At 66.2% G+C, this 14757-nt stretch carries 16 protein-coding genes and 1 pseudogene; 7 read left to right on the top strand and 10 right to left on the bottom strand.

The annotated features are described in order from the left end of the window. Positions 1 to 24: 24 nt before the first annotated feature. Positions 25 to 1038, bottom strand: coding sequence for a tRNA dihydrouridine(20/20a) synthase DusA (dusA, locus tag BXA03_RS05010; RefSeq protein WP_076504518.1), 1014 nt, complete (start codon positions 1036 to 1038; stop codon positions 25 to 27). Positions 1039 to 1289: 251 nt separating this feature from the next. Here dusA and BXA03_RS05005 point away from each other — a divergent pair, with 251 nt between their 5' ends. Both BXA03_RS05005 and BXA03_RS05000 read left to right on the top strand, forming a co-directional pair. After that, positions 1290 to 1802, top strand: coding sequence for a MarR family winged helix-turn-helix transcriptional regulator (locus tag BXA03_RS05005; RefSeq protein ID WP_076504515.1), 513 nt, complete (start codon positions 1290 to 1292; stop codon positions 1800 to 1802). Next, a pseudogene (locus BXA03_RS05000) lies at positions 1799 to 3324 on the top strand (DHA2 family efflux MFS transporter permease subunit). Before BXA03_RS05005 ends, BXA03_RS05000 begins: the two are co-directional and overlap by 4 nt. A gap of 37 nt (positions 3325 to 3361) precedes the next feature. Here the strand turns inward: BXA03_RS05000 and BXA03_RS04995 are convergent. After that, on the bottom strand, positions 3362 to 3811 hold the full coding sequence (locus tag BXA03_RS04995) for a hypothetical protein (RefSeq protein ID WP_076504513.1): 450 nt from the start codon (positions 3809 to 3811) through the stop codon (positions 3362 to 3364). A gap of 351 nt (positions 3812 to 4162) precedes the next feature. Between BXA03_RS04995 and BXA03_RS04990 the strand changes: the two genes are divergently transcribed. Then, positions 4163 to 4567: a hypothetical protein gene (locus tag BXA03_RS04990; RefSeq protein ID WP_076504510.1), complete on the top strand. Its 405-nt coding sequence runs from the start codon at positions 4163 to 4165 to the stop codon at positions 4565 to 4567. Here BXA03_RS04990 and ybaL read toward each other — a convergent pair. From ybaL to guaB, 6 genes are all read right to left on the bottom strand, one after another. Continuing rightward, positions 4562 to 6280 carry a cation:proton antiporter domain-containing protein gene (gene ybaL / locus BXA03_RS04985; RefSeq protein ID WP_076504507.1) on the bottom strand — a complete coding sequence of 573 codons (1719 nt, stop codon included), beginning with the start codon at positions 6278 to 6280 and terminating at the stop codon, positions 4562 to 4564. The genes BXA03_RS04990 and ybaL overlap by 6 nt on opposite strands. 136 nt (positions 6281 to 6416) lie before the next feature. Beyond that, on the bottom strand, positions 6417 to 7154 hold the full coding sequence (gene phbB / locus BXA03_RS04980) for an acetoacetyl-CoA reductase (RefSeq protein WP_076504504.1): 738 nt from the start codon (positions 7152 to 7154) through the stop codon (positions 6417 to 6419). Positions 7155 to 7404: 250 nt separating this feature from the next. Then, complete coding sequence (gene guaA / locus BXA03_RS04975; RefSeq protein WP_076504501.1) at positions 7405 to 9024, bottom strand: glutamine-hydrolyzing GMP synthase; 1620 nt, start codon at positions 9022 to 9024, stop codon at positions 7405 to 7407. 44 nt (positions 9025 to 9068) lie between these two features. Then, positions 9069 to 9485 (bottom strand): type II toxin-antitoxin system VapC family toxin, encoded by a 417-nt coding sequence (locus tag BXA03_RS04970; RefSeq protein WP_076504499.1) that lies wholly within the window; start codon positions 9483 to 9485, stop codon positions 9069 to 9071. Further along, positions 9472 to 9816: a type II toxin-antitoxin system Phd/YefM family antitoxin gene (locus BXA03_RS04965; RefSeq protein WP_076504496.1), complete on the bottom strand. Its 345-nt coding sequence runs from the start codon at positions 9814 to 9816 to the stop codon at positions 9472 to 9474. Before BXA03_RS04965 ends, BXA03_RS04970 begins: the two co-directional genes overlap by 14 nt. A 96-nt stretch (positions 9817 to 9912) precedes the next feature. Further along, complete coding sequence (gene guaB / locus BXA03_RS04960; protein WP_076504493.1) at positions 9913 to 11379, bottom strand: IMP dehydrogenase; 1467 nt, start codon at positions 11377 to 11379, stop codon at positions 9913 to 9915. A 59-nt stretch (positions 11380 to 11438) separates the two neighbouring features. On the opposite strand from guaB, the gene BXA03_RS04955 reads away from it, so the two are divergent. Beyond that, complete coding sequence (locus BXA03_RS04955) at positions 11439 to 11921, top strand: DUF4124 domain-containing protein (RefSeq protein WP_076504491.1); 483 nt, start codon at positions 11439 to 11441, stop codon at positions 11919 to 11921. Between the two features lie 70 nt (positions 11922 to 11991). Here BXA03_RS04955 and BXA03_RS04950 read toward each other — a convergent pair whose 3' ends face one another. Both BXA03_RS04950 and BXA03_RS04945 read right to left on the bottom strand, forming a co-directional pair. Further along, the gene (locus BXA03_RS04950) at positions 11992 to 12321 is read right to left on the bottom strand and encodes an RnfH family protein (RefSeq protein WP_076504489.1); all 330 of its coding nucleotides are present in this window, start codon (positions 12319 to 12321) and stop codon (positions 11992 to 11994) included. Further along, positions 12318 to 12776 (bottom strand): type II toxin-antitoxin system RatA family toxin, encoded by a 459-nt coding sequence (locus BXA03_RS04945; RefSeq protein WP_076504487.1) that lies wholly within the window; start codon positions 12774 to 12776, stop codon positions 12318 to 12320. The genes BXA03_RS04950 and BXA03_RS04945 overlap by 4 nt, the downstream gene beginning before the upstream one ends. 62 nt (positions 12777 to 12838) lie before the next feature. Here BXA03_RS04945 and smpB point away from each other — a divergent pair, with 62 nt between their 5' ends. From smpB to BXA03_RS04930, 3 genes are all read left to right on the top strand, one after another. Continuing rightward, a complete protein-coding gene (gene smpB, locus BXA03_RS04940; RefSeq protein ID WP_076504485.1) occupies positions 12839 to 13318 on the top strand; it encodes an SsrA-binding protein SmpB in 480 nt (159 codons plus the stop codon). A gap of 130 nt (positions 13319 to 13448) precedes the next feature. Then, positions 13449 to 13973, top strand: coding sequence for a sigma-70 family RNA polymerase sigma factor (locus BXA03_RS04935; protein WP_076504483.1), 525 nt, complete (start codon positions 13449 to 13451; stop codon positions 13971 to 13973). 16 nt (positions 13974 to 13989) lie between these two features. After that, entirely contained in the window at positions 13990 to 14718 is a 729-nt protein-coding gene (locus BXA03_RS04930; RefSeq protein WP_143476210.1) for an anti-sigma factor family protein, read from the top strand. Positions 14719 to 14757: the final 39 nt, after the last annotated feature.

Below are 14757 nucleotides of genomic sequence, written 5' to 3'. Positions count from 1 at the left end.
CCGGGCCGGCGCCGCCCTGTGCGCTCAGGCCTCGGCCGTGGCGCTCGCGTGCGCCCGCGCCATGACCTCGTGCGGATCCAGCTCGCGCAGGCGATGGTCGCTCCACACCTGCCGCCACCGACGCGCCCCCGGCAGGCCATTGCGCAGCCCCAGCATGTGCCGCGCGATCGACTGCCACGACGTGCCGTGCGCCTGCTTCTCGCGACGCATGTAGTCGCACATCTGCACCTCCACCTCCTCGCGCGTCATCTCACGCGGCGCATCGCCGAAGAAGGCGCTGTCCCACTGCGAAAGCCACCAGGGGTTGTGGTAGGCCTCGCGGCCCACCATCACGCCGTCGAGCAGGCGCAATTGCGCGTGCACCTGCTCTTCGGTCTGGATGCCGCCGTTGATGGCGATGAACAGCTGAGGAAAGTCGTGTTTGAGCCGGTGCACCAGCTCGTAGCGCAGCGGCGGGATCTCCCGGTTCTGCTTGGGGCTCAGGCCCTTGAGCCACGCATTGCGCGCATGCACGATGAAGTGGCGACAACCGGCGTCGGCCACGGTGCCGACGAAGTCGCGCACGAAGTCGTAGCTCTCCACCCGATCGATGCCGATGCGGTGCTTGACGGTCACAGGCACGCTCACGGCGTCCAGCATCGCCTTCACGCCATCGGCCACCAGCGCCGGCTCCGCCATCAGGCAGGCGCCGAAGGCACCGCGCTGCACCCGCTCGCTGGGGCAGCCGCAGTTGAGGTTGATCTCGTCGTAACCCCACTGCTCGCCCAGCCGCGCGCTGGCCGCCAGGTCGGCGGGCTCGCTGCCGCCCAGTTGCAGCGCGACGGGGTGCTCGGTCTCGTCGAAGCGCAGGTGTCGGGCGACATCGCCGTGCAGGATGGCGCCGGTGTTCACCATCTCGGTGTACAGCAACGCATGGCGGCTGAGCAGGCGGTGGAAGTAGCGACAGTGGCGCTCCGTCCAGTCCAACATCGGGGCAACGGACAGGCGGCCGACGGGCAGCGACGCCTGCGGGGATGAGGAAAGGTCCTTGTCGTTCATGAACTGGGGCAGAGGTGCCGGTCGGGCGTGAGGCCGGCGAATAGCGTCGGCGTTGACGCTCGTTTCGCGGGGAAGAAAAACATGAAGTCGCGCCGCGCAAGGTCGCCCGGGGCGGCGAAAGGTCGGCATTTTCCCAGGTCCCAGCGATACGCGCGGCAAAGCCAGCCCTGGCGGCGGCCCCGAACCGCGGCCCAAGTGTGGCGTCGGCCAGTCAGCCTCGTTTAATAAACATGCTTACGATATAAGTGTTTATGAAAATCGATCCCTCCAAGCGCTTCAGCTTTCTGGTGAACCAGGTGGCCAAGCTGCACGGCGCCCACTTCGACCGGCTGGCCCGCGAGCGAATGGGTCTGTCCCTCGCGCAATGCCGGTTGCTCTGGGCGCTGGCGCATCCCGAACAGCCAGAACCGTTGTCGCAGGCCGCCCTGGCCCAACGCCTGGAAACCAGCGCCATGGCCGTCGCCACCCTCTGCGACCGCATGGAGACCGGCGGCTGGATCCGGCGCGAGCCCTCGCCCCACGACCGCCGCGTCAAGCTGATCCACGCGACGCCCCGCGCCCTTGAGGCCATGGACGAGGCGCTGGCGATCAGCGACGAGGTGCTGGCGCACGGTCTCGTGACGCTCAGCGCCGACGAGCAAGCCCAGCTTCTGGCTCTGCTGGCCAAGGCCCGTGAAGGCCTGCTGGCCTGGCAAACGGAGTCGACGCCGGCTGCGCTGCACGATGGCGACGCGACCCGCGGCCTCGAAGAGAACGCCCCATGACCCCCACCCCCCAGAACCCCGTGCCCCACCGCGGCATGATCACCGTCTCGATCATGCTGGCGACGATCATGCAGGCGCTGGACACCACCATTGCCAACGTCGCCCTGCCCCACATGCAGGGCAGCTTGCAGGCATCGCAGGACCAGATCACCTGGGTGCTGACCTCGTACATCGTCGCGGCGGCCATCACCCTGCCGCTGACCGGCTGGTTCTGCGGCCGGTGGGGCCGGCGGCGCGTCTTTCTGGTGTCGGTGGTGGGCTTCACGGTCGCGTCGGCGCTGTGCGGCATCGCCGGTTCGCTGGTCGAGATCGTCGGCGCGCGGCTGCTGCAGGGCGTCTTCGGCGCCGCGCTGGTGCCGCTGTCGCAGGCCGTGCTGCTCGACATCAACCCGCGCGAGAAGGTGGGCCAGGCCATGGCCATCTGGGGCGCGGGCATCATGATCGGCCCCATCCTGGGCCCGCTGCTGGGCGGATGGCTGACTGATCAGCTCGACTGGCGCTGGGTCTTCTTCATCAACCTGCCGGTGGGCATCGTGGCCTTCTGGGGCATCGCCCGCTACCTGCCCGAAAGCCGACCGAAGTCCGAGAAGCTCGACGTGTTCGGCTTCGCGACGCTCAGCCTGGGCATCGGCTTGCTGCAGCTCTTTCTGGACCGCGGGGAACAGCTGGACTGGTTCGATTCGTGGGAGATCCGCCTGGAGGCGATCGGCGCCGTGGTCGCCCTCGCCTTCTTCGCCGTCCACACCTGGACCGTCCAGGGGGTGAGCTTTCTCAACCGCGACCTGCTGAAGGACCGCAACTTCGTCACTGGCCAGTTCTTCGCCTTCATCGTCGGCATCATCCTGTTCGCGACCACCTCGCTGCTGCCGAACTTCCTGCAGGGACTCATGGGTTACCCCGTGGTCTACACCGGTGCGATCACGGCGCCGCGTGGCGTCGGGACGATGATCGCCATGATCGTCGTCGGCAGGCTCGTCCAGCGCGTCGACGTGCGCGCCATCATGGCGGTCGGCTTCGGCATGTCGGCCTTCTCGCTGTGGCAGATGACGCGCTTCACGCCGGACATGGACAGCACGCTGATCGTCATCTCGGGCTTCATCCAGGGGCTGGGCATCGGCTTCACCTTCGTGCCGCTTTCGACGGCCACCTTCGCCACGTTGCCGGCGCGGCTGCGCAACCAGGGCACACCGATCTTCAGCCTCATGCGCACATCGGCAGCAGCGTGGGCATCTCCGTGGTGCAGACGCTGCTGACCGAGGGCTCGGGACGCGCTCACGCGAATCTTGCCGCGCTCGTGTCGCCGGGCAACCAAGGCCTGCTCGCCTTGCCTTCAGCCATGAACCTCGACACCGCGACCGGGTTGGCCGTACTGAACGCCGAGGTCACCCGCCATGCAACCCTCGTGGCCTACCTGGACGACTTCTGGATCATGATGGTGCTCACGGCCGTCACCATCCCGCTACTCGTGCTCATCCGAAGACCCAAGAAGGCCGCCGACGGTCCTGCCGAGATTCCGCACTGAGCGCCAGCGCCCGCCGATGCGGCGGCGTCGGACAGGATCAACCGAACTGGCCGAAGGACGTCCGAAGCCCTTGGTAGTCGGTCGGCCCGCTGTTCTCTGGCGGATGCCCGTACAGCGCGAGCCAGCCCGCAATGCTGGGCAACCGCTTTTCGAAATAGCGATGCAGCTGGTGCCAGTCGCCCTGAGGGGTGTGGCTGGCCACCATCTCCAGGCCTTCGACCGCCATCGCCCGCAGGCTGGTCACCATTGCCAGGCCCGAGCCATCGATCTGCTGGAGGCTCACCTCGCGCCCCTGGGCCAGCACCTCCTGCAGCACGCGCCGATGGACGGCAAAGTCGGCCCAGGCTCGCTTGATGCAGGCATCGCTGAGCTCACGGAACACCCAGTGCATGTTGGCTGCAAAGAGCGTGGCCACCTGATCGGCCTGACGCGCCGCCTGCCGACCCGCGGCGTATTGCAGGCGCAGCGCCAGGCACAACGCCAGCAATACGGACGCCGCCTGAATCCATGCCGCCCATTCGGCGGAGGTTCGCGGCGGGGCGATCCAGAACGCCGCCGCAGCACCGCCCAGGAGGCCGGCAAAACCGACGTAAGGAAGCCATCGAAACGCTACACCGCTTTTCATGCCGCCATCCTAGGCGTCACTTCCACTTCAAAGGTATCGAAAAATTCACAATTAGAAACATATTTCGCAATGTGGAGGAGCTTGCTAACAAATTCTGGCGGTCTGCAGGCATTGGCTCCTACAGGACCACGGGATGGGCATGCCTAGGTTGCTTGGGCCGGCAGTCCACCTGCTCTCGCGTATGCGGTTGCCGGCCTCAAAGCTGGAGACGCCATGAAGCCTTTCGCCCTGACCCCAGACATGCTGTCGACCCTCGGGAAGACGTTCTATCCCACCGGCCACACGATGTTGATCTTTGCCGATGAAGCTGCCGCTCGTCGGGCTGCGCAGGCACTCGCCGAGGGTGGCGTGCCCGGTGACGACGTGGCATTCGTGTCGCCTGAGGCGATCACGAACCAGATCGGCCCGACAACCTCCGACGCCGACAACCCCTTGCCGTCGCCCGGAACCGAGGGTGCCACCGTGCGGGCGTACGTCAGGCTGGCGCAGGAAGGGCACGCCGGTCTGCTGGTTCGCACCGAAACCGACGAGGAGATGGAGCGACTTCGCACCCTGCTGCGCGACAAGCCACCCGCCATGGGCCAGCGCTACCGCACGCTGGTCATCGAAGATTTATGACGCGACGACGGGAACCCTTGGCATCGCCCGGCTGAGCACATCGCCGGCCATGGCCTGGGCGAGTTCTTGCTCGCCAAGATAGACCGTGGCCGCCAGTTCCTGCCGCAACAGCTGCGCTTCATCCTCGTTGTGGCTACGCAGCACGACCTCGACATCGGGATTGAGCGCCCGCGCCGTATCGATCATCTGTCGCACGTTCAGCGGGTCGGCAATGGCCACCACCAGCACCCGCGCCCGCGCAATGTGGGCCTGGATGAGCACCGAGGGCTCTGCCGCGTCACCCCACACCGCGGCGCCCCCCTCCTCCCGCAAACGCTCGATCAGCTCCCGATTCTGGTCGGCGACCACAAAGGGAATGTCATTGGCGCGCAGTTGCGCTGCAATGCGCCGGCCCACCCGCCCATAGCCCACCAAGACGACCTGTCTGGACAAATAGCGCTCGGCCGTGCTCGCTGGAAGTTCAGCCAAAGGGTCGTCCCTGGCTTCGAGGCGTCGGGCCAGCGAGGAATGGACGCGCAGCCAGTTCAGGATGGGCTGGATGGCGCTGAACCAGAGCGGGTTGGTGGCGATCGACACCAGCGCGCCGGCGAGGACCAGGCTCTGCGCCTCTGGCGGGAGGAGTTCCATCCGCAGCCCAAGCGCCATGAGGATGAACGAGAACTCGCCGATCTGCGCCAGGCTCGCGCTCACGGTCAGCGCCGTTGCCAGCGGATACCGGAAGGCGAGCACCAGCAGGCAGGCCGCCACCGACTTGCCCACGACGATCACCAGCACCACGGCGAGCACCTGCAGCGGCCGGCTGATCAGCACGGCCGGGTCGAAGAGCATGCCCACCGACACGAAGAACAGCACGGCGAAGGCGTCGCGCAGCGGCAGCGACTCTTCCGCGGCCCGATGGCTGAACTCGGATTCGCGCATCACCATGCCGGCGAAAAAGGCACCCAGCGCGAACGACACGCCGAACAAGGCGGCCGACGCGAAGGCGATGCTGACCGCGGCCGCGACGACGCACAGGGTGAACAGCTCCCGCGAACCGGTGCGCGTGACCTGCCACAGCAGCCACGGAAAGACGCGACGGCCGACGATGAGCATCAGGGCCACGAAGCCACCGACCTGCAGCAGCGTCACGCCCAGGGTGCGGCCGAGCGAGGCCATCGACCCATCGCTGCCGTCTTCCGGGCGCCCGCCCAGCACGTGGGCCAGCGGCGGCAGCAGAACGAGCACCAGCACCATCGCGAGGTCCTCCACCACCAGCCAGCCAACGGCGATGCGCCCCGTGTGCGTGTCAAGGATGCCGAGGCTCTCCAATGCGCGCAGCAGCACGACCGTGCTGGCCACCGAAAGCGCCAGCCCGAACACCAGCGCGGCGCCGATGCTCCACCCCCACCACAAGGCCAGAAGGCCCCCCATGCAGGTGGCCGCCACGATCTGCACCAGCGCGCCCGGGAGGGCGATGCGCCGCACCTGCAGCAGGTCGTCCAGGGAGAAATGCAGCCCTACGCCGAACATCAGCAACATCACGCCGATCTCGGCCAGTTGGGAGGCGATGTCGGCATCGGCCACGAAGCCGGGCGTGAAGGGCCCGATGATCACGCCCGCGAGCAGATAGCCCACAAGCGCCGGCAGTCTCAGGCGTGCTGCGATGAATCCGAAGGCCAGTGCCAGCCCCAGGGCGGCTGCGATCGTGCTGATGAGGGAAGCGCCATGGTGCATCGGCCCATTTTGCAGGACCCGGTCCCGACGGCCCGGACTGACGGCCTTTGCATGACCCATAAAGCGCGAAACCCGCGCGGGGGCGGGCTTCGTGACAGTCCAACGGGCGTTGGACTGAGGGGCGACAAGCCCTGCGTCAGTGCATGTGCAGGCCGCCGTTGACGGGGAAGTCGGCACCGGTGGAATAGCCACCTTCGCTGGATGCCAGCCAGGAGATGATCGAGGCGATCTCGCTCGGCTCGCCCAGGCGCTTGACCGGGATCGTGCCGACAATCTTGTCCAGCACTTCCTGGCGAATGGCCTTGACCATGTCGGTGCCGATGTAGCCCGGGCTCACGGTGTTGACCGTCACGCCCTTGGTGGCCAGTTCCTGCGCCAGGGCCATGGTGAAGCCGTGCATGCCGGCCTTGGCAGCCGAGTAGTTGGTCTGGCCTGCCTGTCCCTTGGCACCGTTGACCGAACTGATGTTGATGATGCGGCCCCAGCCCTTTTCGACCATGTCGCCCACCACCTGCTTGGTGACGTTGAACATGCTGTTCAGATTGGTTTCGATGACCGCATTCCAGTCGTCCGGCGTCATCTTCACGAACATGCGGTCGCGCGTGATCCCCGCATTGTTGACCAGCACGTCGATGCTGCCGTGCTCGGCCTTGGCCTTGGAGAAAGCTTCGACCGTCGACTCCCATGCGCCGACGTTGCCCACAGACGCGTGGAATTCGAAACCTTCTTCCTTCTGCTCTGCAAGCCACTTGCTGAAATCGCGGGTCGGCCCGCAACCGGCGATCACCGTGAATCCATCCTGGTACAGACGGCGGCAGATGGCGGTTCCGATGCCCCCCATGCCACCGGTGACGTAAGCGACTTTCTTGCTCATTCCTGTGCTTTCCTTGGTTGATCCGGCTTCCTTGCCGGCTGGGTCACTTTAGCGACATTTCTCGCCGTTTCGGTGGCATGGCCCCTCTAAAGAGATGAGGAGAAACCGCAGGTCATGCCGGAGCGCAACCCGGTGCATGATTCCAGGAGTGCCGGAGGCGGCCGATGCTCCCGACCGTGGCCGAGGGTGGGCGCGGATGCCGCCTCACCGAACTCAACACCCCCACTGGCTGCATCCGTTCAGGAAAGGCTCACTCCCATTCGATCGTCGCCGGCGGCTTGCTCGACACGTCGTAAGTCACCCGATTGATCCCTCGCACCTCGTTGATGATGCGGCTCGACACCTTCTTCAGCAGCGCATAGGGCAGTTCGGCCCAGTCGGCGGTCATGAAGTCGCTGGTCTGCACGGCGCGCAGGGCCACGACGTAGTCGTAGGTGCGGCCATCGCCCATCACGCCCACGCTCTTGACCGGCAGGAAGACAGTGAAAGCTTGGCTGGTGAGGTCATACCAGCTCTTGCCCGTGGCCTCATCGCGGAAGTTGCGCAGCTCTTCGATGAAGATCGCGTCCGCGCGGCGCAGCAGGTCGGCGTATTCCTTCTTAACCTCGCCCAGGATGCGCACGCCCAGGCCGGGGCCCGGGAAGGGATGGCGGTACACCATCTCGGGCGGCAGGCCCAGAGCCACGCCCAGCTCGCGCACCTCGTCCTTGAACAGGTCGCGCAGTGGCTCCAGCAGCTTCAGGCCCAGCTGTTCGGGCAGGCCACCGACGTTGTGATGGCTTTTGATGGTGACGGCCTTCTTGCTATTGGCGCCGCCGGACTCGATCACGTCCGGATAGATGGTGCCCTGGGCCAGGAAGGTCGCGCCCTTGTGGCCGCCGGTGCCGGCCTTCAGCTTGGCGGCCTCGGCCTTGAACACCTCCACGAACTCGCGGCCGATGATCTTGCGCTTCTGCTCCGGGTCGCTCACGCCCTGCAGATGACCCAGGAACTGTTCGCTGGCATCGACGTGGATCACGCGCGCATGCAGCTTGCCGGCGAACATCTCCATCACCATCTTGCCCTCGTCCAGGCGCAGCAGGCCGTGGTCGACGAAGACGCAGGTCAGCTGGTCGCCGATGGCGCGGTGGATCAGCGCTGCGGCGACGGACGAATCGACTCCGCCCGACAGGCCGAGGATCACCTCTTCATCGCCCACCTGCTGGCGGATGGCCTCCACCGCCTCGGCGATGTGGTCCTTCATGACCCAGTCGGGCTGGGCCTGGCAGATGCCGAGCACAAAGCGCTCCAGGATGGCCTTGCCCTGCTGCGTGTGGGTGACCTCGGGATGGAACTGCACCGCGTAGAACTTGCGGGCCTCGTCGGCCATGCCGGCGATGGGGCAGCTGTCGGTGCTGGCCATCAGCTTGAAGCCGGGTGGCAGTTCGCTCACCTTGTCGCCGTGGCTCATCCAGACGTTGAGCATGCCGTGGCCCTCGTCGGTGGTGAAATCGGCGATGTCGCGCAGCAGTTCGGTGTGGCCGCGGGCCCTCACGGCCGCGAAACCGAACTCGCGCTTGTGGCCGCCTTCGACCTTGCCACCCAGCTGGTGCGCCATGGTCTGCATGCCGTAGCAGATGCCCAGCACCGGCACGCCCAGCTCGAACACGGCCTGGGGCGCCTTGTCGGTGCTCTCTTCGTACACGCTGGCATGGCTGCCCGACAGGATCACGCCCTTGAGCGAACCATCGGCCGCGTATTGGCGCACCCATTCGTCGGTCACGTCGCAGGGATGCACTTCGCTCAGCACATGGGCTTCGCGCACGCGGCGGGCGATCAGCTGCGTGACCTGCGAGCCGAAGTCGAGGATGAGGATCTTGTCGTGTTGCATGGTGGGCTCCGAAAGAAGGGAGACGCGGGCCGTTCGGCGCCGCATCAGGTCAGGTCGGTGATGACGGGATGGTCCAGTTGAAGGCAGGCACGATGAAGCGCAGGCGCCATGGTGACCAGGGGCGCCTTGAGGTCGACGGCCAGCTTGAGATAGGCCGCATCGTGAGGACCGAGCTGCATCGACTCTGCCCAGGTCCAGAACTCCAGCGGCGAGATGCGCATGGGCGCCAGCGCCACCGGCAGCCGGCTCAGCAACCGCAGCACGTGCTGATGGACAGCGGTCGTGAATCTACCCGTGGCGAGTGCGCAGCCGGTGGCCTGGAGCACGTCCAGCGGGAAGGTGGCGGCGCTGGTCGCGCTCTCTTCCTCGGTCATGACACGGATCAGCGCCTGCGACACACGGTCGCTGCCTTCGGACGGGAAGGCCCAGCGGGTGAAAGCCGAGGCATCAATGACCAGCATCGTCGTCCTTCGGCTGCCCGGCCGTGGGAAGGTCGCTCTTGACCCATGACCCCGTGCGCGCTGACTGGGCGGCCTCGTGCTGCTGCCACAGCAGGTCGAATCCGGCGCCCTGTTCCGAAGCCGTCGCGGCCACCTTGGCGCGAAGTGCCTGCAGTTCCGCCACGATCGCCTGCCGACGCGCCTCAATGCTGGGCTGCACCGACTCGGGCTCCTTGATCAGCCGGATCACCCGCTTGCCGTGGCGCGTCAGCACGACCTCCTCACCGCTCTCGACAGTGCGGATCAGTTCGGAAAGCTGGCTTTTGGCTTGGTGAATCGGGACGGTGTGCATGTCGAATCTGGCCCGTCTATGGGAAATTCGGACCATATTCTAACCAGCAAAGAAAAAAGGGCCAGAAAAATCTGGCCCTTTTAGCACGCAGCTGGATCACTCGGCCCGATAGTTGGGCGCTTCCTTGGTGATCTGCACATCGTGCACATGGCTTTCGCGGATGCCGGCTGCCGTGATTTCGACGAACTCGGCATTCGCCTTCATCTCGTCGATGGTGGCGCAGCCGCAATACCCCATCGAAGCGCGCAGGCCGCCAGCCATCTGGTAGACGATGGACAGCATCGACCCCTTGTAGGGAACACGGCCTTCGATGCCTTCGGGCACCAGCTTGTCGGCATTGGGGTTGCCGGTGCTCGACTCCTGGAAGTAGCGGTCGGCACTGCCCTGCTGCATCGCACCGATGGAACCCATGCCGCGATAGCTCTTGTAGCTGCGGCCCTGGAACAGGATGATCTCGCCCGGCGCCTCTTCGGTGCCGGCAAACATGCCGCCCATCATCACGGTGCTCGCCCCGGCCGCGATGGCCTTGGCGATGTCGCCCGAGTAGCGGATGCCGCCATCGGCGATCAGCGGAATGCTGTCGCCCAACGCCGTAGCCACGTTGTCGATGGCCATGATCTGCGGCACGCCCACGCCAGCCACGATGCGGGTCGTGCAGATGGAACCCGGGCCGATGCCGACCTTGACCGCATCCGCGCCCGCCTCGGCCAGCGCCTTGGCGGCGGCGCCGGTGGCGATGTTGCCGCCGATCACATCCACCTGCGGATAGTTCTGCTTGACCCAGCGCACGCGCTCGATCACGCCCTTGCTGTGGCCATGGGCGGTGTCGACCACGATGGCGTCCACGCCGGCCTTGACCAGGGCCTCGACACGTTCTTCGGTGCCCTCGCCCACACCCACGGCCGCCCCCACGCGCAAGCGGCCCGATGCGTCGCGCGCCGCGTTCGGGAAACTGGTCTGCTTGGTGATGTCCTTGACGGTGATCAGGCCCTTGAGCTCGAAGTCGTCGGCCACGACCAGCAACCTTTCGAGCTTGTGCTTGTTCAGCAGCGCCTTGGCCTCGGCGGGCGAGGTGCCCTCGCTCACCGTGATGAGCTTGGCCCGTGGCGTCATGATCTCGGTGACGGGCACGTCGTAGCGGGTCTCGAAGCGCAGGTCACGGCCGGTGACGATGCCGACGACCTTCCCGCCGTCGATCACCGGGAAGCCGGAAATGCCCAGCTCTTCCGAGAGTTGCAGCACCTGCAGAACCGTGTGCTGGGGCGTGATCACGACCGGGTCGCGCAGCACGCCCGATTCATAACGCTTGACCTTCGCCACCTCGGCCGCCTGCTGCTGGGCCGTGAGGTTCTTGTGCACGATGCCGATGCCGCCTTCCTGGGCGATGGCAATCGCCAGGCGGGCTTCGGTCACGGTGTCCATCGCCGCCGAAACCAGGGGCAGGTTCAGCTGAATGTTGCGGGAAAGGCGGGTCTTGAGGGAGGCGTCCTTGGGCAGGACCTGGGAGAACGCAGGCACCAGCAACACATCGTCGAAGGTGAGCGCTTTGCCGAGAAGGCGCATGGTGAAGCTCCAAAAGAAGGATTGTAACGAGGCGCCACCGCGGCCACTACACTGGCCGGATGAGACCCGCAACCTGCGTCCTGTTGGCCATGCTGGCGCTGCCGCTGGCCGCCCAAGCCCAGTGGCAATGGATCGATAGCAACGGACGAAAGGTCTTCAGCGACCGGCCGCCGCCCCCGGGTGTTCCGGCGCACAACATCGTGGGACGTCCGGCGGGCAGCAGCCTCCCGATGTCTGCACCGCCCGCGCCAGCCCCGGCTCCCACCGCGTCGGCACCGCGGGTCGACAGGTCCCTGGAAGAAAAGGCTCGCCAAGCCGAGGACGCCGAAAAGGCAAAGCGGGCCGAGGCCGAGGCGAAAGTCGCGAAGGCCAGACAAGACAACTGTGCACGTGCCCGCCAGGGGCTGGCGACGCTCGAGAGCGGCATCCGGGTCGCGCGGGTCAACGGCCAGGGCGAGCGCGAAATCATGGACGATGGCGCGCGCGGCGCGGAGCAGCGTCGACTGCAGGCCGTCGTACAGAGCGACTGCGGCGCACGCTGAGGCCGGTTCCTTTCTCAGCGCGAACCCGCGGACAGATCGGGGACCGACCAGGCGAGCCGTCGGGCGACGGTCAATAACCTGCCTTGGACCCCTGTCGACGCTTGGCAAACAGCCCAGCAGCCCGGGAGCCCTGTCGCTGGAAGCGCTGCCGTCGCGCCACCTTCGGGTCAGCCTGCAACGGGCGGCAGAGTTCGACCCTGTCACCATCGCGCAGGCAGGTGTCCCAAGCCGCCGCCCTTCCCCAGAGCCCAGGACTCGCCTCATGCGCCCAGGCGGGCCATCGATATGCAATTTCACTGGCCGCGACCGCCTGTCGCAGCGTGGTGCCTTCAGCGAGTCGAAGCACCTGCTCGCCCACCTGACGTTCCGCAGCCGACCAACTGACGACCACCTCGATCATGCAGCGGGTCCGCCTTCGCCATAGACCTGTTCGGCACGCTTGACGAAAGCCTCGACCAAGGTCGACGCAATCTTGTCGAACACGGGACCGACGAGCGCCTGAAGGGCGAAATTGTCGAAGCCATAGTTCAGGTCGAGCGTGACGCGGCAGGCCCGCTCGCCCTCCTGGCCCACCGGCGCGAACTTCCAGATGCCTTCGAGTTGGGAGAACGGCCCCTTCACCAGTTTGAGTTGAACCTCACGGCCGGGGATATGGGTATTGCGTGTCGTGAAACTTTGCCGGATGCCCCCAAACGCCAAGCCCACTTCCGCGGTCATGCCGGCGGCGTCCTGTTCGATGACCTGGGCCCGGTCGCACCACGGCAAAAATTCCGGGTATCGGGCGACATCGGTCACCAGGTCGTACATCTCAGCAGCGCTGTACCAGATCAGGACGGACTTATGGACACTTTTCATAGAATCTGCACGTGTGTGCGAGCCGATTGTAGGAATGCCATGCGCCCCCAAATGGAATCCACATGGCCAACAAAAAGCAGGACAACACCAATCCCCGTATCGCCGACAACAAGAAGGCGGCGTACAACTACTTCTTCGAGGAGCGCTATGAGGCCGGCATGGTGCTCGAGGGCTGGGAGGTCAAGGCGCTGCGCGAAGGCAAGGTGCAGTTGACCGACGGCTACGTGCTGATCCGCGATGGCGAGATGTTCATCGTGGGCTGCCAGATCAACCCGCTCAAGAGCGCGTCCACCCACGTCAACCCTGACGCCATCCGCACCAAGAAACTGCTTCTGCACAAGGAAGAGATCCGGCGCCTCACCGGCAAGGTCGAGCAGAAGGGCTACACGCTGGTGCCGCTCAACCTGCACTGGAAGGCGGGCAAGGTCAAATGCGACATCGCGCTGGCCAAGGGCAAGGCCGAGCACGACAAGCGCGACACCATCAAGGATCGCGAAGGCAAGCGCGAGGTGGAGCGGGCGCTCAAGACGCACAACCGCTGAGCGCGGCAATCCGGCCTCGACCGACGCGAGCACGCTTCATCATGGCGCAGTGCGCGCGCGGGCCCGGTAGCCTGCGAATTTTTTCGACCTGCAGGGAATAAACGCGACTCGGGCAGCGTTCATGCAGTCAATGAGCGCGCCCCACGCCATCGTTGGTCAGATACCCGCCCTTCGGCGCTACGCCCGCGCCCTGACGGGCGACGCCTGGGCCGCTGACGACCTCGTGCAGGACACGCTGGAGCGCGCATGCCACAAGTGGTCGCTCTGGACGCCAGGCACCGACCTTCGCGCGTGGCTGTTCACCCTCATGCACAACCTGCACGCCAGCCAGGTGCGGCGCACAGCCGTGCAGACCATGGACATCGACGCGCTGGGAACCGAACCTGCCGCCTTGCCGGCCACGCTCGATGGACCGCTCGACCTGCAGCGCTGCCTGCTGCTTTTGCCCGAAGACCAGCGCGCGGTTCTGCTGCTGGCCGCGTTGGAAGACCTCTCCTATGCGGAGATCGGCCGTGTACTCGGTGTGCCGGTGGGCACGGTGATGTCGCGCCTTTCGCGCGCACGGGAGCGGCTGCGTCGGCTGATGGACGGCAGTCCGCCCGAACGCAGCGAAGCCGGCCCGATTGGCCGCCCTGCCCTGCGCCGACTCAAGTGAGCTCCCGAGACGTGCCATGAATCGCCACGACCCGCCATCGCCGCACCATTCATCCGACGATGATTGGGATCGCCTGCGCAGCCAGTTACGGCAGTTGCATGGACAGGTGCTCGAAGAGACGCCACCGGCCGGGCTCCACGCGGCCGGCGTGGCGCTCGAAGCGACCATTGCGCGCGCGCGCCGACAGGCACGCACCCTGCGTTGGGCGGGCATGGCCGCCGCCATCGTTCTGGCTTTTGGATCGGGCTGGTGGGCCAGTGGCCTGCAAAGCGGCGCACGAGCAGTGGTGGCCCGGACCCAGCCACCGCCACTGCACGGCTTCGTGCGCGAGGCAAAGGTGGCATACAGCCTCTACACGCCCGAGAAGCGCCACCCCGTCGAAGTCGGGGCTGCGGAAGAGCAGCACCTGGTGCAGTGGCTGTCGCGTCGACTCGATCGGCCGCTCAAGCTCCCGGATCTGGCATCGCAAGGCTACGCCCTGGTCGGCGGGCGGCTGCTGCCAGGCTCGGCCGGTGCACGAGCGCAGTTCATGTACCAGAACGCCGAGGGACATCGCCTGACGCTCTACCTCGGCCAGCTGGAAGCCGACAAACCCGAGGCGAATGGCGCTGCCTTCAGCTTCGAGGCAGGCCCCCAGCTCTCGACGTTCTACTGGGTGGAAGACGGCTTCGGCTATGCCTTGAGCGCTCCACTCGACCGCGACCGCCTCCTGGCGCTTGCGCGTTCCGTCCATGGGCAACTATGAGTCATGCACCGAATTCGCCCTGCGCCTACGTGCCTGGCA

It is taken from the genome of Pseudacidovorax sp. RU35E, from assembly GCF_900156165.1.
Classification (GTDB): domain Bacteria; phylum Pseudomonadota; class Gammaproteobacteria; order Burkholderiales; family Burkholderiaceae_C; genus Xenophilus.
This window is presented reverse-complemented; position numbering and strand designations above follow the sequence as displayed.

Bases quoted from the DNA above. Each gene is read 5' to 3' on its own strand.
- BXA03_RS04930 (WP_143476210.1), top strand. From the start codon at position 13,990: ATGAATCGCCACGACCCGCCATCGCCGCACCATTCATCCGACGATGAT.
- BXA03_RS04945 (WP_076504487.1), bottom strand. From the start codon at position 12,776: ATGAAAAGTGTCCATAAGTCCGTCCTGATCTGGTACAGCGCTGCTGAG.
- BXA03_RS05005 (WP_076504515.1), top strand. From the start codon at position 1,290: ATGAAAATCGATCCCTCCAAGCGCTTCAGCTTTCTGGTGAACCAGGTG.
- phbB (WP_076504504.1), bottom strand. From the start codon at position 7,154: ATGAGCAAGAAAGTCGCTTACGTCACCGGTGGCATGGGGGGCATCGGA.
- BXA03_RS04950 (WP_076504489.1), bottom strand. From the start codon at position 12,321: ATGATCGAGGTGGTCGTCAGTTGGTCGGCTGCGGAACGTCAGGTGGGC.
- dusA (WP_076504518.1), bottom strand. From the start codon at position 1,038: ATGAACGACAAGGACCTTTCCTCATCCCCGCAGGCGTCGCTGCCCGTC.
- smpB (WP_076504485.1), top strand. From the start codon at position 12,839: ATGGCCAACAAAAAGCAGGACAACACCAATCCCCGTATCGCCGACAAC.
- guaA (WP_076504501.1), bottom strand. From the start codon at position 9,024: ATGCAACACGACAAGATCCTCATCCTCGACTTCGGCTCGCAGGTCACG.
- ybaL (WP_076504507.1), bottom strand. From the start codon at position 6,280: ATGCACCATGGCGCTTCCCTCATCAGCACGATCGCAGCCGCCCTGGGG.
- BXA03_RS04990 (WP_076504510.1), top strand. From the start codon at position 4,163: ATGAAGCCTTTCGCCCTGACCCCAGACATGCTGTCGACCCTCGGGAAG.
- BXA03_RS04965 (WP_076504496.1), bottom strand. From the start codon at position 9,816: ATGCACACCGTCCCGATTCACCAAGCCAAAAGCCAGCTTTCCGAACTG.
- guaB (WP_076504493.1), bottom strand. From the start codon at position 11,379: ATGCGCCTTCTCGGCAAAGCGCTCACCTTCGACGATGTGTTGCTGGTG.
- BXA03_RS04955 (WP_076504491.1), top strand. From the start codon at position 11,439: ATGAGACCCGCAACCTGCGTCCTGTTGGCCATGCTGGCGCTGCCGCTG.
- BXA03_RS04970 (WP_076504499.1), bottom strand. From the start codon at position 9,485: ATGCTGGTCATTGATGCCTCGGCTTTCACCCGCTGGGCCTTCCCGTCC.
- BXA03_RS04935 (WP_076504483.1), top strand. From the start codon at position 13,449: ATGAGCGCGCCCCACGCCATCGTTGGTCAGATACCCGCCCTTCGGCGC.